This window comes from Kitasatospora sp. NPDC002965 (assembly GCF_040611255.1).
Taxonomy (GTDB): Bacteria; Actinomycetota; Actinomycetes; order Streptomycetales; family Streptomycetaceae; genus Kitasatospora.
Map to the genome: position 1 here is coordinate 18,802 of NZ_JBEXNT010000060.1, position 18,432 is coordinate 37,233.

Consider the following 18,432-nt stretch of genomic DNA (forward strand, 5'->3'; position numbering starts at 1 on the left):
CACGGGATCCGAGGACCACGTCGCCCACCGTCTCCGGCACGCCCACCGGGAAACGGACCGGCGGGCCGACCCCGTGAGGGGTCGGCCCGCCGATGGGTCGCGCTGCCGATGGGTCGCGCTGCCGAACGAGCCCGGACCGCCGGAGCGGTGCGGGCCCGGACGGCGGGAGGGGGGATTCTCGCCGTCCGGGCCCTGTCCTGACCGCCCCACCCCCTTCTCACCCCGATCCGGCGGGACAAACCCCCGACTCCGGGCAGCGACCAGCGACCGGCTTCGGCCAGGGCGCGGTGCGCCGGGGCCCGGCAGTCTCCGTGGTCGACCGCCGCGCGAACGGGCGGTCAGGATCGGCCGGTCAGGACGGGCCGGTACCGCGGCTCAGACGACGGCCCCGTTGGATTCGCGTGCGGGCGCGGCTCGGCCGGTACTCGGCCGAGCCGGGTCCTGCGGCCGGTCGGGGTACCGCTCCTGGAGCAGCACGGTCACCGGCATCGCGGTGAAGACCGTCGACGCGGTGCCCACCACCACCCCCGCCAGCAGCGCCACGGAGAAGTCGGTCAGCGAGTCCCCACCGAGGACCGCCAGGGCCACGAGGACGAACAGCGCGCCCATTCCGGTGTTCACCGTACGCGGCAGCGTCTGCGCCACCGCGCGGTCCGCGAGCTCCGGCCAGCTCGACGACCTGCCGCCGCGGCGCAGTTCACGCAGCCGGTCCAGGACCACGACCGTGTCGTTGACCGAGTACCCGACCACGGTGAGCAGCGCGGCGAGGAAGACACTGTCCACGGGCTTGCCCAGCCAGGCGAAGAGGCCGACGACGAGCAGCACGTCCTGCATCATCGCGGTCACCGCCGCCGCCGCGTACGTCCAGCGGAACCGGACGGTGAGGTAGAGGAGTTGGGCCGCGACCGCCACCCCGAGCGCGATCACGGCGTAGGTACGCAGTTCGCTGCCCAGACTCGGCCCGACCAGGTCGTCGCGTTCCACCGACACCTCCCCGGTGACGGCGGTCAGTGCCTCCCGGATCCGCTGCTGCTGGTCGTCGCCGGTCTCCTTGGTACGGACGGACACGCCCGTGTCGCCCGTGGTCTGCACCACCGCCTGTGGGAACCCGGCGTCGATCACCGCCGCACGGGCGGCGTCCGCGTCGATGTGCTTCGCGGCGGTGTACTGCGCCACCCGCCCGCCGGTGAACTCGACCCCGAACTCCAGGCCGCGCACGCCGATGCCGCTCAGGACCAGCAGCAGGAGCCCGGCGCAGACTCCGAGCCACCGCCGCCGGTGGCGCATCAGCCGCGGCGGTCGCCGGGTCAGGCGCACCCGCAGCCGGCCGACGGTCGCCAGTCCCGTCAGGGCCGGCCGCCGGGCGACGAAGGGCCGCCGTACGGCCCATTCGGCGAGCAACCGGGTGATCAGCATGGCCGAGACCATGGAGGCCAGCACGCCGATCGAGAGCGTCACTCCGAAGCCCTTGACCGGCCCGATCGCGAAGACGAAGAGCAGCCCGGCGGCCAGGAGCGTCGTCACGTTCGAGTCGGCCACGGCACTCCACGCCTTCGCGAACCCGGTCTGCAACGAGCGCCGCAGGTCGCGTTCCGGTCCGCGTTCCGGTCCGCGCTTCTGTCCACGGGACTGGGCGCCGAGCCTGGCGTACTCCTCCCTGGCCCTTTCGAAGACGAGCACGTTGGCGTCCACCGCGATGCCGACCGCGAGCACGAAGCCGGCCAGTCCCGGCAGCGTGAGGGTCGCGCCGAGCGCGACCACGGCGGCGTACGAGATCAGGCCGTAGAGGGCGAGCGCGATGGTGGCGAGTACGCCGAGCAGCCGGTAGACGGCAATGATGAAGATCGCGGTGCACAGCAGGCCGATGCCCGCGGCCAGAGCGCTGGCCCGGATCGCCTCGGCGCCGAGCGAGGGGCCGACGGTGCTCTGCTCGATCGCCTTCACCGGCACGGGCAGGGCGCCGCCCTCCACCAGCGCCGCGAGATCACGGGCCTCGTCGGCCGAGAACGCGCCGGTGATCTGTGCCGAACCGCCGGCGATCCCCCGGCCGCAGGGCACGCTGTCCTGCATGCCCGGCGCGGACACGATCCGGTCGTCGAGCACGATCGCCACCCGCCGGGCGGGGTCCGACGGCCCGGCGCAGGCCGCGTCACCGGTGAGGCGCGCCCAGGTGTCGGCGGCCGCCCCGCGGAAGGAGAGGTCGATGCCCCAGCCGCTGCCCGACCGGGTGTCGAGCACCGCCTGGGCGCTCTTGACCCCGTCGCCGGTCAGGGCCGGCGGGCCCAGGAGCAGTTGCCTGCCGGGTACGTCGGGATCGGCGAGGGCCCGCGAGCCGTCCGCCGCCGGGGCCCCGACCGGTCCGTCGGCGGCTGCGGTGGCGCCGGTGACGGCGTGGAAGGTGAGCTGCGCGGTGCGGCCGATGACCTCGGCGGCCTTGCGCGGGTCCTGGACTCCGGGAAGTTCGACGACGATACGGCGCTCCCCGGAGCGGGCGAGCGAGGGTTCGGCCACACCGAGGCCGTCGACCCGGCGGCGCAGCACCTCCAGCGCCCGGTCGGTGGCGGCGGCGTCGGCGCGCACGCCGGGCGCGTCCTGGGTCTCCAGGACGATACGGGTCCCGCCGCGCAGGTCGAGGCCGAGGCGGGCGGGTGTGGTCAGGGCGACGTAGAACGAGACGCCGACGACGGCGAGCGCGAGGAGCGCACGCCAGAACGTGGCACGACGAGAGGACATGGGTTCTCCACGGGCGGTCCGCGGGATCCGGGCATCGCCGACGGGCGGGTGCCGTTCCCGGGGACGGGCGGACGCAAGGGGACAACGCGCCGCAAGGAGCCTCCGGCGTCGAACGGCCGGATCCCTCTCGTTCCGGGCCGCGGGCATGCCGCGGCTCCCGGGACGGCGGGCGCGTGGAACGTCAGCTGCTCCGGGTGGAGGGAGGACCGCGGGTGAGCCGCGGGTCGTACGCGCCGTGGGGCGGTGCCCGTTCCTGTCGCGGCCCCGGGGCGGACGCCCCCGTCAGGGGCGCGGGACCGGCCGGGCACGCGCACGCGAGGACGGCCGGCGGCAGAACGGGCAACCGCGTGGCGGGTTCCGTGGCCGTCGTCCGTTGCAGGGCGGCGTCCGAGCCGCTGCGCTCCGGCCCGCGCCGGACCTCCGGACGTGCGGGGCCGACCGGCACGGGGGTGGCGGGTGCGGCCGAGGGGACCGCCGGCGCGGGGGCGGCCTGCGCGATCGGGGCCGTACCGAGCAGGACCAGGCACAGGGCCCAGACGGCGAGGAGTACGCACGGCAGCGCTACCGCCGTGCCCGGACGGACACGACGGCCCGACTCGGCCGCTCTCACCACCCGTTCCCTCACCACGCTCCTCCCGCGAGTGACTCACTGTAGGCGACGACGCCGTCCGACGGTGCAGCGGTCCGGTTCCTGTCCACCCGGCCGACGGTGAGTGCCCCTTCGGCCGGTGGCCGTGGGGGCCGCAGGGGCCATCACCGTGCGGGCCTGTTCCGCGGGCGCGTTCGGCGAACCCGAACCCGGCCGACACCGCCGTCCGTGACGAATGCCCCGCGTTGCAGCACGACGACCGCGCCGGACGGATCCCCGCACGTGGGGAGACTGCGTGCGCTCCGGAGCAGGCCCGGCACGTGCACGTCGGGGCGAGGACGACGGGTCCCCTCAGACGTGGGCCACCGTGCGGGCCCGGTACCAGGCGACCGTCGCAGCCGCGCCCTCCTGCGGCGTGGTGACCTCGGCGGGACCGAAGGTTCGGCGGTACAGCCCGTCGTCGACGGTCCAGGGGCGGTCGAACTGGTACCAGATGTCGACCAGTTCCCGGGCGGCGGGGTTGGACAGTCCGACCAGTCGCATGAGCGGCTTCGCGGTCGCGCGGACGCGGGCGCGGGTGCCGGCTGCCGCGGCGACCTCCTCGATGAACTGCCGCGGGGTGAGCGCCGGGGCGGCGGGGAGGACGAAGGCCCGCCCGTCCGCGGCGTCGCTCTCGCCGAGCCGGACCAGCGCGGCCGCGACGTCCGGCAGGTAGTGCAGGGTACGGGGGACGTCGAGGCGCCCGGGCCAGAGGACCGTCCGGTCCCCGAGTACGGCCGGCACCACTGCGGCGCCGATGACGCTGTTCGTGCCGCCGGGACCGTAGTAGTCGGCGGCCTGGCCGATGGTCACGCGAAGGCGTCCGCTGTCATGGGCCCGCAGGAGCCGGTCCGTCATCGCCTTGCGGACGGCGCCCTTGCGGCTGGTGGGTTGCTGGGGCGTCTCCTCGGACACCGGCCCGTCGATCGGTCCGTACCGGTAGAGGTTGTCGGCGAACACGAGCTTCGCGCCGGCCGCCGCGGCCCCTTCGACGATGGCGTCGGTGAGCCCGGGGAAGTCCTGCGGCCATCGGTGGTAGGCGGGTTGGGCGCAGTGGTACACGACGGCGGCGCCGGCGAAGGCGGCGCGGGCGCCCTCGGTGGTGGTCAGGTCGGCGGTGAGGGAGGTGACGCCGGCCGGCACGTCGATCGGCGTGCGCCCGACAGCGCGGGGGCGGTGGCCGCCGCGCACGAGTTCGCGGACGACGGCGGACCCGATGCCGCCGCCGGCGCCGAGGACGACGTGCAGAGGGGTGGGCATGGTGCGCTCCTTCGATGGGACGGCTGGGATACGACGGGTTCGGTGGTGGTGGCGTCGGCGGCGAGTTCGGCGGGGCGGGTCCCACCGCGCCGCCGGCCCCGAGGGGAGCCGCCGCCGGGGCTCCGAGGAGCGGCGAGGTCAGCGGGCCCGGCGCGCGAGAACGACGGCAGCGGCCAGGAACCACAGCTGGAGCAGGGCCGAACCGATCGAGGTGGCGGCGCCCGGATCGGCGCCGGCGAGTTCGACCAGCGGCAGGGCGAGACCTGCCGCGGTGAGGAGTGCCGCGATCAGCAGCCACCGCGGTGCGGTGCGGGCGCGCAGGGCGGCCACCGAGGCGCACACGAGCCAGCCCACCGCGAAGAGCGAGACGCCGAGGACTTCGCCGACGCCGCCGCCGAAGTCGTTCAGCACCTGGTACTGCACGGCGACCGCCTCGCGTGCGGCCGCGTCGGACGCTGCGCCGTAGGTCTCGGCGAGGCCGGGCATCGCCAGCAGCCAGCGCGAGATGCCGATCGTGCGGGCGAGGGTCGAGGCGACGGCGAACCCGACGGCCAGACGCGTGAGCAGGCTCTCCGTACCGCCGGTCAGGGCCCGGCCGGTCCACACCGCGACCGGCAGGAACAGGACCGAGTAGACCAGGTAGACGGCGTATCCGGCGCGGACGGCACCTTCGTTCTCCAGCAGCCGCGGCAGCGCGATGGCGGCAGGGTCGTCGAGGCTCGCGGGCCAACCGATCGCGGCTCCGAGCACCACGATCGGGACGATGAGGAGGAGGCCCTCGACGGCCAGCAGAACGGCGGCCGTGCGCCGGGGGTCGAAGGCGCGGGGCGGGACGCCGGACAGAGGGACCGGGTGATGGGTCACGGACATGGACACGAACTCCTTGCGAGTGGCGTTCACTGTGCGACTGGTGTTCGCACTTTAGCGAGCAGTGTTCGCAATGTAAACGGCAGTCGCACTTTGCTAGAGTGTTCGCATGCCCTCACCCACCCGCCGTGAACGGCTCCGCGCCGAGACCCTGGACGAGATCAAGGCCGTCGCCCTGCGCCAACTGCGCGAGGTCGGAGCCGCCCAGCTCTCCCTCCGCACGGTCGCGACCGACCTCGGCATGAGCCCCGCCGGGCTCTACCGCTACTTCGACAACCGCGACGCGCTGCTGACCACGCTGATCACCGACTCCTTCGACCGGCTCGGCGACGCCCTCGAACAGGCCCGCGACGCCGACCCGGACGCCGACGTGGCCGACCGGCTGCTCGCCGCACTCGCCGCCTACCGCCGATGGGCCGTCGAGCACCCCCAGGAGTTCGGCCTGATCTACGGCACCCCCGTCCCCGGCTACGCCGCCCCACCGGGCGGCCCGACCAGCACCGCCACCCGACGCGTCGGCGGGGCACTCGCGCCCCTGTTCGTCGAGGCCTGGCAGGAGGGCCGGCTACGCCTGCCCGACGACGTCGCACCCGACCCGGCCCTGGCCCGCTACGCCGCCGAACTGCACCCCGGCCTCCCGACCGCCGCCGCGGCCGCGATCCTCGGAGCCTGGACCCGGCTGCACGGGCTCGTCATCCTTGAGGCCTTCGGCCACCTCCGCTGGCTGAGGAACGAGACCTCCGATCTCGCCGAGCAGCAACTCCGGCTGCTCCTCGCCGAGATCGGGCTCTCCCCCGCATCCGCCCCCCGCTGAAGCACCGCCCCCACCGGGCCCACACGCCCACACCGGACCGGCCGGGTCGCCGAGGCCGCAACCGACCTCCTACGCCCACGAGTTCGCCTGCCACGACGACCGGAGGCAAGGTGCGCCCCCGTGCCGCTACGGGCGGAGGGCGTCCAGCAGTATCGGCAGGGCGAGGCGGAGTTCGCGGTACCCGTAGGTTCCGGTGTGGGTGCCGGGGAAGACGTGCGTGGTGACCGGTGCCCCCAGGCCCTTGAGCCTGCGGTCCAGCGCCCGGGCCTCGAAGCCGCAGGCGGCCTCGGTGACGGAGACGACGTCGTCGGGGAACAGGGCGATCCACTTCTCGGTGCCGGGGATGTGGACCTCCGGCTCGTCGGCGTCGAGCGGGCCGGGCGTGCCGTCGCCGGAGGAGAGGTAGACGGGCGTGTTCCGCAGCCCTTCGGCCCGGTAGTACGGGTCCCAGTCCAGCCAGACGTCCCACTGCTTCCAGGGGTCTCCCCAGATGGCGTAGCCGTCCAGGCCCACGTAGGCCGCGCCGGACAGCCACATCTCCGGGTGGCGGACGGGGTGGAAGGGGGCGCTGAAGGCGGCCACGGCGCCGAACAGGCCCGGGATTCGGGCGGCCATGCCCAGCACCCCGAAGCCGCCCTGGGACTCTCCGGCCGCAGCGCGGCAGGGTCCGGCGCCGTAGTCACGTTCGACCAGGGGAATGACTTCGCGGAGGAAGTAGGTGCGCACCAGAGGTCCGCCGGCCCGGCCGCGGTTCCACCAGTCGGTCCAGAAACCGAAGAGCGGCATGGCCGGCATGACCACGAGGACGTCGTGGAGTTCCGCCAGCTCCTGGACCTTGAACATGCTGGCCCAGGTGGTGTGGTCGCCGTCGCCGCCTGCCAGGAGGTAGAGCGTGGGCCACCGGTCGCCGGGCTTTCGGCGGTCCCAGCCGCGAGGGGTCAGGAGGGCGACGGGGACCGTGCGGCCCAGGGCCGCGGAGTCGACGGTCAGCTCGATCAGCCGGTCGTCCACCTGGCGTTCCCTGATGGCCCGGCCGGTCGCGCGGGCAGGCGAGGCGGCGGCCGGCACCGATGGCCCGCCGGCCGCGAGGAGGGCGGCACCGGTCAGCAGCGCACGGCGCGTCGATGAGTAGGTCACATCCGCCTTCTCGGCAGCGGGCCCCGACTTCTTGAGGGACGTACCGGCCTGTCGCGTCATGTCTCCTCCGCAGGGCGGACTCCTGCCCGGACCACCCGACCGCCGGCCGCTCCGGAGCTCGCCGGAGCGCCCGAGGGCCGAGGCCCTGTCCGGGGTCACGGTGCGGGTGGGTGCCAGGTGGTGCGGGCGTGGAGAAAGACCGCGGCGGTGCCCGCGACGGCGGCGACGGCGAGGACGGTCAGCGCGGTGACGGTTGCGGCGTCGGGAGAGAGCAGGGGCTGAGCACGATGGGTCTGCCAGGTGAGGATGCCGGTCAGGGCCAGGCACACGGCTGCGGCGATCCAGACCAGGGCGGTGCGGTGGCGCGGGCCGAGGATACGGGGACCGACGGTGAGGAGCAGGCCCAGCAGAACCAGCGCCTGGAGCGAGTGGAGGCCGGCGAAGTGCGGGACGCGCCAGTCCCCGCCGACGGTGCTGAAGTTGGTGACGGGCATCCCGGGTCCACCGTCGGGTGGGCCCACGGTGTGAGCCCCGATGACCGGCATGCCCCGCCCGAGTTCGGCCGCGGCCCTCTGCGCGGGTGTGGGCTGGACCATGAGGTAGGCGGCGACCATGCCCGCCATGGCCACGACCAGTCCCAGGCGCAGAGCCCAGGCGAGCGCGGGCGGCTCGATCCGTTCACGCGACAGCAGGACCGCGGCCGCTGCCCCCATCAGGACCAGCACCAGCGAGGCCACCAGCATGACCAGGATCCTCGCGCCGGTGGTGACAGTGCTGAAGTTGAAGTGGCTGGTGGTCCCCTGAGCCGCCGCCCATGAGGCGCCCGCGCCCTCGACGGCCACGCAGACCACTGCCGTCCAGGACATCGCCCGCACCAGGCGGTCGTGACCCCGGACGAAGGTCAGCAGCCAGATGAGGGTGACGGCGTAGAGACCGAAGGAGAACGCGAACCGGGCGGGCTTGGCCCACGCCGGTTGCCCGGTGATCTCCCGTGGGTCCACGACCAGTCCCGCCAGGGAGGCCACCGTGATCAGGCCCGCGACGGCCGCGACGGCGACCAGCGGCCGTTTGACCGCCCGTGCCCTCCCCGCCAGGGCCATCGGTCCGGAAGCGTCCACGACAACCCCGCCATCTCTCGCCGACCGGAATTCCCGCCCATGGTCCCGACGGGAGGCCGCAGCCGACCGTACGACCGGCGGACCGGTCACCCGAGCGGTCCGCGAACAACAGCCGCCCGGCGCAACCGGACACAGACGCCGGCACCCGGCCCGGGCGCACCTCGCCGCCTTCCCCGTCCGTCCCTTCACCCGGGCGCCGCCGCCGCGCTGCTGCACCGCCCCGGCCTGTCCGACCGCATCTCGACGCCCTACCGGGAGCGCGGCGCCTGCCTCGGATCGAACCCGGCCGAGGTGGTGCGGTCGGCGATGTCGGCGGTAGCTTGACCCTTTATGACGGCCTTTCGTATCGGTGTGATGTACGACCGCTCCTGGGACCCGGCCGGGCTGCCCGCCTTCGCGCGCGAGGTCGAGGCGCTGGGGGTGGACGACCTGTGGGTCGTCGAGGATCTGGGGTGGAACGGCGGGATCTCGGCGGCGGCGGTGGCTCTGGGCGCGACCGAGCGGCTGCGCGTCGGCATCGGGATCGCGCCCGCGCCCTTGCGCAGCCCCGCGTTGCTGGCGATGGAGGTGGCCACCCTGGCCAGGGTCTTCCCCGGCCGGCTGGTGGCCGGGATCGGTCACGGTGCGCGGGAGTGGATGCAGCAGGTCGGTGTGGCCCCGCGGTCGCCGCTGGCGCTGCTGGAGGAGACCCTGAACGCGGTGCGCGGCCTGCTGCGTGGCGAGCGCGTCACCGTGGACGGGCGTGAACTGCGAATCGAAGGGGTGGAGTTGGTCCACCCGCCGGCGAAGGATGCGGTGCCACCGGTGATTGCGGGCGTCGTCTCGCCCAAGTCCCTGGAGCTGGCCGGCCGCGCCGCGCAGGGCACGCTCGTGGCCGAGGGCCACGGCCCGGCGGACCTGCGTGCGGTCCGCGCCGCCGCGGAGCGCGGCGGCGCGGGCGCGGACTACACGATCACCGCCTTCACCTTCGCGGGCGTGGGAGGCGCGGCGGCGCCGGCCCTGCGGGACGCCGTCGCGGGACACGCGCAGTGGCTGGGGCGCGAGGAGTCGGCGACGTTCGCGGCCGGGGGCACGGCGGCCGAGGTCACCGCAGCGCTCCACACGCTCGCGGACGCCGGCGCGCAGACGGTGGTGGTGCGGATCTGTGGTCCCGAACCGCTCGCGCAGCTCCGCGAGGTGATGGCAGCCCTCGGCAGCTGAGGACCGCAGTGCCCGCCGGGAAGCGCTGATGGGTTGACGCCTCAAAGAATGAGTGGTTGATTACTCACAAGCAAACGGAACGGCGACGCCAATCCCCTACTTCTACCGCTTCAATCGTCCGGCAAGACGGCGGCCCGCAGACGGCCATCCAACCGGGCAAGGGAGTGAGTGATTGACCACACCTAGCCTGCTGCATGATCGGTCAGACATGACCCCTCACCACCGAACGCACCACCGAACGCACCACTGACACCGCCGTCGACAGGAGCACCCCGGCGTCGCCCGATTCACGGCCCCTGGATCGCGAGCACCGACACCCCGAGGCCCCACTCCCCAACCGCAGCACCGCATCCCAGATCACGACCATTCGATGGAGGACCCGATGTTCGACAACCGAGACGAGCTGGCGCAGCCGTTCGAGAAGCACGACAAGACGCACGACGAGACGCACGCCGAGAAGCGCGACGGAAAGCTGGACCGGAAGGCCGACAAGAAGGCCGCGAAGAAGCGCCGGAGCACCCGGCAGCGGGCCGCGGAGATCGCGGCCTACTCCGGCCTGGGAGTGGTCGTCCTGGCCGAACCCTGGCTACTCCTGCTCGTCGCCCCGGCCCTGGTGCTCGCCCTGCGGGACTGACCCGCTTCACGGATCCACCCCTGACAGCCCGTCACCCGAACCGCGGGGTGGCGGGCTCCCGGCCTGCCACCGGGAGCGGGCGGCGCGGGCATCGCCGTTCGACCTGCGGTCCGCAGACCGGACGGGCGGTCACAGGCAGGCAGGGAACGGCCACCCCGGGTGACCTTGATCACAACACCGTGTCATCCGCGAGGGGCGAGCCATTAGTGAGAACATGATCCCGATTCCCGGCACCCGCAGTGCCGACGCCGAACCCGGCACGCCCGACCCCGCCGTCACGGAGCTGCGCCATCTCCTCTTCGGGGCCGACCGGGCCCAGGTGCACGGCCCCTGGCAGGAGTTGGCCACCGACCCGTCGATGCACCGTCAGCACGAGACCGATCTCTCCGACCAGCTCGACGCCTCCTACCGGCGTCTGCGTCGTCTGAACCGAATCGCCGATCCCTTCGAACTCTCCCGCGACCCCTACCGGCTGACGGCCCTTCACGAGTGGACCGGCCCACTGGACGGCGCACTCACCGTCCTCGCGGGCATTCACTACAACCTCTTCCTCGGCAGCCTGCTCGACCACGATCCCCACCCCAAGCGGCCGTTGACCGAGTACGCCGCCATGGACCGGATCGGCACCTTCCTCTGCACCGAGCTCGCGCACGGCAACGACGCCACCGCCCTGGAGACCACCGCCGCCTACGACCAGGCCGACCGCACGTTCACCCTGCACACCCCGCACGTCGGCGCCCAGAAGTTCATGCCCAACACCAGCCTGGCCGGCGGCCCCAAGTCCGCCGTGGTGGCCGCGCGGCTGCTGGTCGAGGGCCGCGACCACGGTGTGTTCCTCTTCCTCGTCCCGCTCACCGACCACCGGGGCACCCTGCCCGGGATCACCGTGCGCCCGCTGCCGCTGCGCCCGGGAAGTCCGGTGGACCACTGCCTGACCTCCTTCGACCAGGTCCGCCTGCCGTACGAGGCGCTGCTGACCGGCGAGCACGGCCGGCTCGCGGACGACGGCACCTTCACCAGCGCGGTGGGCAGCAAGCGGAAACGGTTCCTCACCGGAATCGGCCGGGTCACCCTCGGCAAGCTCTGCATGAGCGCCAGCGGGATCGGCGTCGCCCGGGCCGCGCTGGCCACCGCCGTCCGCTATGCCCACCACCGCCGGGTGACCGGTGCCCGGCCGGACCGCCGGGTACCCGTGTGGGCGCACCGCACCCACCACGGTCCGCTGGTCGAAGGGCTCGCCACCGCCTACGCGATGACGGCACTGCACCGGGTGGCCACCGCCCGGTGGGCCGAGCGCGACCGCACGGACCCGGAGGCCGTCACCGTCGCGGAACGCCAGGTCGCCGTGGCGAAGGGCTGGATCACCTGGCAGGCGCGTGCCCTGCTGATCGAGTGCCGTGAGCGCTGCGGGGCCCAGGGGCTCCTCCCCGTCAACGGAATCGTTTCCGCGGCCATCGACGTCGAAGGGACGATCACCGCCGAAGGTGACAACCTCGCGCTCTGGGCGAAGACCGGGGCCGAACTGCTGCTCGACCGGGATCCGCCGCCGGCCGGCGCCACCGAGGGCAGCCTGAGCGACCCGGCCGTCCGTCAGAGACTGCTGCAGACCGCCGAGCACCTCCTGCTGGTCCGCGCGCGGGCCCGGCTGCGCGAGGCACCCGCCGGCGACGGCCTGCGCCGCTGGAACGCCGCCGCTCCCGCCGCCCTGGACGCCGTCACCGCCCGGGCCGAGCACCAGGCCGGGGCCGCCCTGCTGGCCTGGGCGGTGCGCGCCACCGATCCGCAGGCCCGCGCGGCGCTCCTGGACCTGCACCTCGTGTTCACCCTGCGGCGCCTCCAGGCCCGCAGCGGCACGCTGCACGGTGAGCGGCACCTGACGGCCACCCGGCTCGACGAGTTGCCCGACCTGATCGAGCAGGCCATCGCCCGGCTCGCCGACCAGTCCCTCACCCTGGTCGCCGCCTTCGATCTGCCGGAACGATTCTTCGCCCTGCGTCCGATCGCCAACGCCGACTACCAGGAGGCCTTCGAGGACGCACCTACCCGCGGGGACCTCACCGTGGGCGCCTGACGGAGGATGTCTGACGGAGGGCTTTGACGGCACGCGGCCGTCCGACAGCGGAACGGCCCTGGCCCGGCGCCCCTGGGAGGGCGCCGGGCGAGGGCCTCGCGCGTCCACCGTCCGGCATCGTGGGGACCGGTGGAGGGGAAAGCCCCGGGCGCTCAACCGACCGGGCTCGGCCGTCGAGCGGGCGTCGAGCGGGCGGCGGCCGGGCGACCGCTCGTCCGTCAGACGGAGGTGGAGAGTGCTATGTGGCGCCACTGGTCGAGTTCGCGCCGTACAAGATCCAGTTTCGCCTCGACACGCTCGACCGCGTCTGCGCCCAACTGCAGGCGCAGCGGAGGCTCGGCGGTCTCGGTGACGTCCACAATGGCTCTGGCGGCCTTCGCCGGGTCGCCCGGCTGCCGGCCGTCGTTGTGGACCAGCGCCTCGCGCACCGGTCCCGCGGCCGTGCTGTAGTCGGCGATGGTGGCCGGCTCGATCCGGAGGCTGGCGCTGCCCAGGAAGTCCGTGCGAAAGCCGCCCGGCTCGATGATCGTGACCCGGACTCCGAGGGGGGCGAGTTCGCCGTGGAGTGCTTCGGAGATGCCTTCGAGGGCGAACTTCGACGCGCCGTAGAGGCCCGTCGCCGGTGCGGTGGCGAAACCGGCCACGGAGCTGATGTTCAGGACATGTCCGGATCGCTGGGCGCGCAACGTCGGCAGGGTCGCCCGCAGCGCGTTGAGCACGCCGAACACGTTGACGTCGAACAGTGCCCGAGCGGCCTTGTCCGAGGTCTCCTCGATCGCGCCGACGAGTCCGTACCCGGCGTTGTTGGCCACGACGTCGATCCGGCCGAACCGGGCGAGCCCGGCCTCCACAGCGGCCGTCAGCTGCTCCGGTTCGGTCACGTCCGCGTTCACCGCCAGCAGTCCGTCCGGCTGGTGCGGGTACGCATCGAGCACCGCCGACACGTCCCTCGCTGTAGCGATCACGCGGTGTCCCCGGTCCAGTGCCTCGCGGGTGATCTCCGCGCCGAGCCCCCGCGATGCCCCGGTGACAAACCAGATACTCATGCTTCTCCCCTGTTCCGTCGACCCGACGGGCCGACGGCTCGACGCTAGACCCTAGAGTCGGGTCTAGATCAACAGCTGGGTGAGGGGGCGCTCATGGACCTGAGCATCGGTGAGGTGGCGCAGCGCAGTGGGCTGAGCGTGCACGCGTTGCGGTTCTACGAGCGGGAGGGCCTGTTCGCCAACCCGGTACGCCGTCTGTCCAACGGCCGCCGGATCTATCACGAGGAGGATCTGGGATGGCTGGCGATCTGCACGAAGCTGCGTTCCTCCGGCATGTCGCTGGCGATGATCCGGCAGTACATCGAGCTGGTCCGCCAGGGCCCGGGCAACGAGCGAGAACGGCTCGAACTGCTGCGCCGGCACCAGGACCACGTGGAGGCCCAGGTCCGGGAGCTTCAGGAGACCCTGGACGTGATGCGGCACAAGGTGCGGATCTACGAGGACCATGTCGCCCGGGGCGAAGCCGACCGGCTCTGGAACCCGTCCCACCCGGATGCCGGGGCCTGCTCGGAACCGGTGGATCGGCTCTGTGAGGTCGCACCCTCCTGAGCGATCTTCCCCGCCCGCCCCTGGCGTGGGACCGGGCGGGAAGCCCGGGCCGATCGGGAACGTGATCGCCGGTGCCCTGGGAGGAATGGTTCGCCGGGATCATCCGGGCAGGCCGTTGAGTGGCCTCCTGCGTGGTCAGGACACTAGGTTCGACGTTGATCAAGGGGGTGGGACCGGGCATGACGGTCGACGGCAGATGGTTCGTGTTGGTCGAGGAGAGCTACGAGGGCAGGACCGACGACGGCGGTACCTCCTGGCGGCTCGGCCGCCAGGAGGAGGCGGGTACCTTCGAGCAGGCCCGGGAGGCGGCCGTGGAGACCGCCCGGACCTTCCGGCCCGGGGGCTGGCTGGGAGACCACTGGAACCCGCACCACGGGCGTCGTATCTACCAGTTGACGGACCGGTCCTGGCTGGTGGAGGTCACGCAGGGCCACCAGAGGAGAACGTTCCGGGTCACCCTGGGCAACCTCGTCGAGGTGGTGGCCGAGACCGGGCCCGCGCCGGTGGCCGCTCCGAGGAAGAAGGGCCTCTTCGGCCGCGCTCAGGACTCCTGACAGAGGTGGTGGGCCTGAGCCGGTCAGCGGTCGGTGTCGTGCGCGAGGCCGCCGGGTGGAAGGACCTGGTCGGCCGCGTAGTCGCGCGCGACAAACCTGGCGACGTCGGCGATCGTCCCCGGAATACTGGTCGCCCATGGATGAGGTCAAAGTCGTTGTCGCCCATCCCGAGCGCGCCACCCTGCGCGTCGGCGACGTGTTCCTGAAGGTGGACGCCGATCAGGCGCGCGTCGACGTCGAGGTCGAGGCGATGTCCCTCGCGCCGGTTCCGACCCCCGAGGTCCTGTGGCGCAAACCGCCCGTACTCGCGATCGCCGCGCTCCCGGGGACGACGCTCGGGCGCCTCGGTGGGCCGTCGACCGGGTCGTCGGCGGCGTGGGCCGCGGCGGGCGCCGCCATCCGGAAGCTGCACGACGCACCGCTGCCGCCCTGGCCCGGCCGGGCCGGCCGCGGCACCGCCGCGCTGGCGGCCGAACTCGACGACGAGTGCGAGCTGCTCGTGACGAACGGTCTCCTGTCCGCTGACCTGGTCACCCGCAACCGCCAGGTCGCCGAGGCCGCGCTCCGGCCGTGGACTGCGGCGTTCACCCACGGCGACCTGCAGATCGCGCACGTCTTCGTCGACGGCGACGAGGTCACGGGCATCATCGACTGGTCCGAAGCGGGCCAGGGTGATGCCCTGTACGACCTCGCCACCTTCACGCTCGGACACGAGGAGCACCTCGACGACGTCGTCGCCGGCTACGGCACCGACGTCGACCTCGACGTGATCCACGGGTGGTGGTCGTTGCGAAGCCTGCTGGTGGTTCGCTGGCTGATCGAGCACGGCTTCGACCCGTTCGCGCCGGGATGTGAGGTCGACGTCCTGAGATCCCGGATGTGAGGCGGCGCGGACCCGACTACTGCGCAGGCGTTCCGACGCATGCGCAGGCCCCCCCGGGGGGCGCATCGCCTGCCCGTACTGACGACGCCGGGCGCTGACGTAGAGCGGGGCGCCGTCGCACCGGGGCCGGCCGTCCGAAAGCCGACCAGGTCCGGAGACGGTGGGGTACGGCGTACCTCCCGCGGTGTCAGTCCTACCGGTCGACCGTCACTGGTGCGGGATTTCGATGCCGGCGGCGCGCAGGTGCGCCTCGACCAGGGTGTTCAGCCGGGCGATGGCCGGCTCCTGGTCCTCCCGGTGGTGGTTGATCAGTCCGTACCGGGCGGAGGCGTCGGACCGGCGCCGGGAGCCCACCGGCACCTCCAGCAGCGCGCGGCCGGCCAGCAGCTTGTCGGCCAGCGAGGTCGCCAGCTCCTCGATCCGCGGGTCGTCGGGGTGCCAGGACGCCGCCTCCAGGCCGCGCTTGGTCAGTTCGACGAACTCGGGATCGCCCAGTCCGCGTTCGAGCCTGGTCAGGAAGGTGTCGAAGACCTCCGGGGCCAGCGCCCGGGCCAGCACCAGGGCCTCCCGTTGCGTGGCGACGTAGTCGGGGCCGAACCCGAGGGCGGCGAGCCGGTCCAGGACCGCGCAGGCCCGGTCGGGCAGGAGGGCGCGGTCGCCGTGGGCGAGCCGGTGCAGCGTGTCGCGTCGCGCGATCAGGTCCTCGACCTGTGCGGTGAGCCGACGGTGGACATCGTCCAGGGCGGCGGCGAACCGCTCGGGATCGGCATCGAGCAGCTCGCCGATCTCGGCCAGCGGGACGCCCGCTCCGGCCAGGGTCCGGGCCTGGACCAGCCGGAGGAGGTCGGCCGACCCGTAACGCCGGTAGCCGGAACCGTCACGTTCCGGCTCGGCGACCAGGCCGAGCCGGTGGTAGTGCCGCACGGTCTTGATCGTGACGCCGACGAACGCCGCTGCCTGACCGATCGTGAGCCCGCCTGCCATCGGCTCAACGCACCCGCAGATCGTGGGCGGCCGTGTCCCCGCGCGCCGCGCCCTCGCGAGCCGCGTCGGCGCGGACGTCCTCGGGCGCGGTCGAGCGGTGGCCGCAGGCGGCCTTCGCGCTCACTGCGAGCTGGGGGTTGCGGATGATCACAGAGGTGAGGGTAGCGCGCGTCCGCTCCCGTTCGTCTCCCGCCCGCCCCCTCGGTGTCGCGTTGACCTTGACCTTGGGTCAAGGTGCACGCTCCTTCCCAGGCCGCCACGAAGGGGCCGGGCAGCCACCGGGGCCGCCGTGGAATCGCACACCGTGGACAAGGGGATTCATGATGGCAAGGAACGACAGCGGCTTCTCCGAGGCAGGGCTGCGCCGGCTGCACGACGTGCTGGCACGGCACGTCGAGTCCGGGAGGATTCCCGGGCTCGTCGCGCTGGTCAGCCGCGACGGCCGGACGCACGTCGAAGCGCTCGGGACCATGCGGCACGACGGGGGCGCGCCGATGCGCCGGGACACGATCTTCCGGATGGCGTCCACCTCCAAGCCGGTCACGACGGCGGCAGCGATGATCCTGCTCGACGAGTGCCGGCTTCGGCTGGACGAGCCGGTGGACCCGTGGCTCCCCGAGCTCGCCGACCGCCGGGTCCTGAAGCGGCCCGACGGCCCGCTGGAGGACACCGTGCCCGCGCGGCGGCCGATCACCGTACGGGATCTGCTGACCTCCACGTTCGGGCTCGGACTGGACTTCGATCTGCTGGAGTCCCCGATCCGGGCCGCCACCTTCGAACGCCTCGACTACAGCGTGGCGTCCGGCCCGGCACCGGACCCGGACGAGTGGATGCGCCGCCTCGGGGAACTGCCGCTGTCGTACCAGCCCGGAGAGCGGTGGCAGTACGACCTCGGCAACGAGGTACTCGGCGTGCTGGTCTCCAGGGTCACGGGTCGGCCGTTGGAGACGTTCCTGCGCGAACGCGTCCTCGAACCGCTCGGGATGAAGGACACCGCCTTCCACGTGCCCGCCGAAAAGATCGACCGGCTGCCGCCCCTGTACGGGCCCGACCCGCAGACCGGGGAGTTCCACGTCTGGGACGAGGCGGAGGGCGGAAGGTCCGGCCGGCCCCCGGTCTTCCAAGGTGCCGGCGGCGGGCTGGTCTCCACCGTCGACGACTACCACGCCTACTTCCGGATGCTGCTCGATCACGGGGTGCACGGCAGCGAACGGGTCCTGTCCCGGTCCGCCGTCGAGCTGATGACCACCAACCGCCTCACACCCGGGCAGCAGGCCTCCCGGGACGCCATGTACAGGAGCATCGCCCACATGACGGTCGGCCAGGGGCAGCAGGGCGGCTGGGGTTTCGGGATGGCGGTGCGCACCCACCGCAGCGACTACGCACCCGTCGGTCAGTTCGGCTGGGACGGCGGTACGGGCACCACCGTCCACGCCGACCCCGACAACCGGCTCACCGGAATCCTGCTCACCCAGGTCGGGATGTCCACCCCGGACTCGGCGCGGCTCATCCACGACTTCTGGACCACGCTCTACCAGGCCACCGATTCCTCCTGAGGACCGGTGGCGTTCGTCGGCGGGGCACTCGACGTGGCCAGGCGGCGGCTCGACCGCTGACCCAGCTGTCCGGCCGGGGATGTCGCACACGGTGCGGCAGCCCCGGCTCCCTGTGCTGCGGCCGTGACCTCGGCGGGCGGGGCGACCTTGACGGGCAGGCACTGCGACCGGGCGCGGCGGAGGAGACGCCTCGACCGGATGAGTCCGGACACGACGACCGCGCCCGTTCCGCACAGACCCGCACCGACACCGGGGTTGCCGACGGGAGCGCCCCGGTACCCCGGCCGGAGCCGAATCCGTCGCGCCGCTCCCCGCAGCGGCCACGGGCTCGGCGGATCAGCTGCGGGAGCCCGGCCCGGGGTCCTACGGTGTTCGCATCGGCGTGACCGTGCGTCAGG

16 protein-coding genes are annotated in these 18,432 nt (G+C 73.2%); 8 read left to right on the forward strand and 8 right to left on the reverse strand.

What is annotated here, in order from left to right; all coding sequences use genetic code 11:
• Positions 1-375: 375 nt before the first annotated feature.
• The 3 genes from secD to ABZY91_RS22760 all read right to left on the reverse strand — a co-directional run bounded on the left by secD (position 376) and on the right by ABZY91_RS22760 (position 5,491).
• Complete coding sequence (gene secD / locus ABZY91_RS22750) at positions 376-2,733, reverse strand: protein translocase subunit SecD (protein WP_355404831.1); 2,358 nt, start codon at positions 2,731-2,733, stop codon at positions 376-378.
• Between the two features lie 940 nt (positions 2,734-3,673).
• Complete coding sequence (locus ABZY91_RS22755) at positions 3,674-4,621, reverse strand: NAD-dependent epimerase/dehydratase family protein (RefSeq protein ID WP_355404832.1); 948 nt, start codon at positions 4,619-4,621, stop codon at positions 3,674-3,676.
• Between the two features lie 138 nt (positions 4,622-4,759).
• Positions 4,760-5,491, reverse strand: a complete 732-nt coding sequence (locus ABZY91_RS22760; protein WP_329877219.1) for a DUF4386 family protein — start codon at positions 5,489-5,491, stop codon at positions 4,760-4,762.
• 106 nt (positions 5,492-5,597) lie between these two features.
• On the opposite strand from ABZY91_RS22760, the gene ABZY91_RS22765 reads away from it, so the two are divergent.
• Positions 5,598-6,302, forward strand: a complete 705-nt coding sequence (locus ABZY91_RS22765) for a TetR/AcrR family transcriptional regulator (protein ID WP_355404834.1) — start codon at positions 5,598-5,600, stop codon at positions 6,300-6,302.
• A gap of 126 nt (positions 6,303-6,428) precedes the next feature.
• Here ABZY91_RS22765 and ABZY91_RS22770 read toward each other — a convergent pair whose 3' ends face one another.
• A complete protein-coding gene (locus ABZY91_RS22770) occupies positions 6,429-7,499 on the reverse strand; it encodes an alpha/beta hydrolase-fold protein (RefSeq protein ID WP_355404836.1) in 1,071 nt (356 codons plus the stop codon).
• 95 nt (positions 7,500-7,594) lie between these two features.
• Positions 7,595-8,557, reverse strand: coding sequence for a hypothetical protein (locus tag ABZY91_RS22775; RefSeq protein WP_355404838.1), 963 nt, complete (start codon positions 8,555-8,557; stop codon positions 7,595-7,597).
• Between the two features lie 330 nt (positions 8,558-8,887).
• On the opposite strand from ABZY91_RS22775, the gene ABZY91_RS22780 reads away from it, so the two are divergent.
• From ABZY91_RS22780 to ABZY91_RS22790, 3 genes are all read left to right on the forward strand, one after another.
• Positions 8,888-9,757: an LLM class flavin-dependent oxidoreductase gene (locus ABZY91_RS22780; RefSeq protein WP_355404840.1), complete on the forward strand. Its 870-nt coding sequence runs from the start codon at positions 8,888-8,890 to the stop codon at positions 9,755-9,757.
• A gap of 382 nt (positions 9,758-10,139) precedes the next feature.
• Complete coding sequence (locus tag ABZY91_RS22785) at positions 10,140-10,391, forward strand: hypothetical protein (RefSeq protein ID WP_355404842.1); 252 nt, start codon at positions 10,140-10,142, stop codon at positions 10,389-10,391.
• Positions 10,392-10,605: 214 nt separating this feature from the next.
• Positions 10,606-12,462: an acyl-CoA dehydrogenase gene (locus ABZY91_RS22790; RefSeq protein ID WP_355404844.1), complete on the forward strand. Its 1,857-nt coding sequence runs from the start codon at positions 10,606-10,608 to the stop codon at positions 12,460-12,462.
• Between the two features lie 218 nt (positions 12,463-12,680).
• Here the strand turns inward: ABZY91_RS22790 and ABZY91_RS22795 are convergent, their stop codons facing one another.
• On the reverse strand, positions 12,681-13,508 hold the full coding sequence (locus ABZY91_RS22795; RefSeq protein ID WP_355404846.1) for an oxidoreductase: 828 nt from the start codon (positions 13,506-13,508) through the stop codon (positions 12,681-12,683).
• 93 nt (positions 13,509-13,601) lie between these two features.
• On the opposite strand from ABZY91_RS22795, the gene ABZY91_RS22800 reads away from it, so the two are divergent.
• From ABZY91_RS22800 to ABZY91_RS22810, 3 genes are all read left to right on the forward strand, one after another.
• Positions 13,602-14,057 carry a MerR family transcriptional regulator gene (locus tag ABZY91_RS22800; protein WP_355404848.1) on the forward strand — a complete coding sequence of 152 codons (456 nt, stop codon included), beginning with the start codon at positions 13,602-13,604 and terminating at the stop codon, positions 14,055-14,057.
• 179 nt (positions 14,058-14,236) lie between these two features.
• Complete coding sequence (locus ABZY91_RS22805; RefSeq protein WP_355404849.1) at positions 14,237-14,611, forward strand: hypothetical protein; 375 nt, start codon at positions 14,237-14,239, stop codon at positions 14,609-14,611.
• 136 nt (positions 14,612-14,747) lie between these two features.
• Positions 14,748-15,494, forward strand: coding sequence for a phosphotransferase (locus ABZY91_RS22810; RefSeq protein ID WP_355404851.1), 747 nt, complete (start codon positions 14,748-14,750; stop codon positions 15,492-15,494).
• A gap of 207 nt (positions 15,495-15,701) precedes the next feature.
• On the opposite strand, the gene ABZY91_RS22815 is transcribed toward ABZY91_RS22810, so the two are convergent.
• Both ABZY91_RS22815 and ABZY91_RS22820 read right to left on the reverse strand, forming a co-directional pair.
• Positions 15,702-16,478 carry a MerR family transcriptional regulator gene (locus ABZY91_RS22815; RefSeq protein WP_355404853.1) on the reverse strand — a complete coding sequence of 259 codons (777 nt, stop codon included), beginning with the start codon at positions 16,476-16,478 and terminating at the stop codon, positions 15,702-15,704.
• A gap of 4 nt (positions 16,479-16,482) precedes the next feature.
• The gene (locus tag ABZY91_RS22820; protein WP_355404855.1) at positions 16,483-16,629 is read right to left on the reverse strand and encodes a hypothetical protein; all 147 of its coding nucleotides are present in this window, start codon (positions 16,627-16,629) and stop codon (positions 16,483-16,485) included.
• Positions 16,630-16,801: 172 nt separating this feature from the next.
• Here ABZY91_RS22820 and ABZY91_RS22825 point away from each other — a divergent pair, with 172 nt between their 5' ends.
• Positions 16,802-18,034, forward strand: a complete 1,233-nt coding sequence (locus tag ABZY91_RS22825) for a serine hydrolase domain-containing protein (protein ID WP_355404880.1) — start codon at positions 16,802-16,804, stop codon at positions 18,032-18,034.
• The last annotated feature ends 398 nt before the right edge of the window (positions 18,035-18,432 follow it).

Bases quoted from the DNA above. Each gene is read 5' to 3' on its own strand.
- ABZY91_RS22805 (WP_355404849.1), top strand. From the start codon at position 14,237: ATGACGGTCGACGGCAGATGGTTCGTGTTGGTCGAGGAGAGCTACGAG.
- ABZY91_RS22810 (WP_355404851.1), top strand. From the start codon at position 14,748: ATGGATGAGGTCAAAGTCGTTGTCGCCCATCCCGAGCGCGCCACCCTG.
- ABZY91_RS22785 (WP_355404842.1), top strand. From the start codon at position 10,140: ATGTTCGACAACCGAGACGAGCTGGCGCAGCCGTTCGAGAAGCACGAC.
- ABZY91_RS22780 (WP_355404840.1), top strand. From the start codon at position 8,888: ATGACGGCCTTTCGTATCGGTGTGATGTACGACCGCTCCTGGGACCCG.
- ABZY91_RS22800 (WP_355404848.1), top strand. From the start codon at position 13,602: ATGGACCTGAGCATCGGTGAGGTGGCGCAGCGCAGTGGGCTGAGCGTG.
- ABZY91_RS22815 (WP_355404853.1), bottom strand. From the start codon at position 16,478: ATGGCAGGCGGGCTCACGATCGGTCAGGCAGCGGCGTTCGTCGGCGTC.
- secD (WP_355404831.1), bottom strand. From the start codon at position 2,733: ATGTCCTCTCGTCGTGCCACGTTCTGGCGTGCGCTCCTCGCGCTCGCC.
- ABZY91_RS22765 (WP_355404834.1), top strand. From the start codon at position 5,598: ATGCCCTCACCCACCCGCCGTGAACGGCTCCGCGCCGAGACCCTGGAC.
- ABZY91_RS22770 (WP_355404836.1), bottom strand. From the start codon at position 7,499: ATGACGCGACAGGCCGGTACGTCCCTCAAGAAGTCGGGGCCCGCTGCC.
- ABZY91_RS22825 (WP_355404880.1), top strand. From the start codon at position 16,802: ATGGCAAGGAACGACAGCGGCTTCTCCGAGGCAGGGCTGCGCCGGCTG.
- ABZY91_RS22795 (WP_355404846.1), bottom strand. From the start codon at position 13,508: ATGAGTATCTGGTTTGTCACCGGGGCATCGCGGGGGCTCGGCGCGGAG.
- ABZY91_RS22760 (WP_329877219.1), bottom strand. From the start codon at position 5,491: ATGTCCGTGACCCATCACCCGGTCCCTCTGTCCGGCGTCCCGCCCCGC.
- ABZY91_RS22790 (WP_355404844.1), top strand. From the start codon at position 10,606: ATGATCCCGATTCCCGGCACCCGCAGTGCCGACGCCGAACCCGGCACG.
- ABZY91_RS22755 (WP_355404832.1), bottom strand. From the start codon at position 4,621: ATGCCCACCCCTCTGCACGTCGTCCTCGGCGCCGGCGGCGGCATCGGG.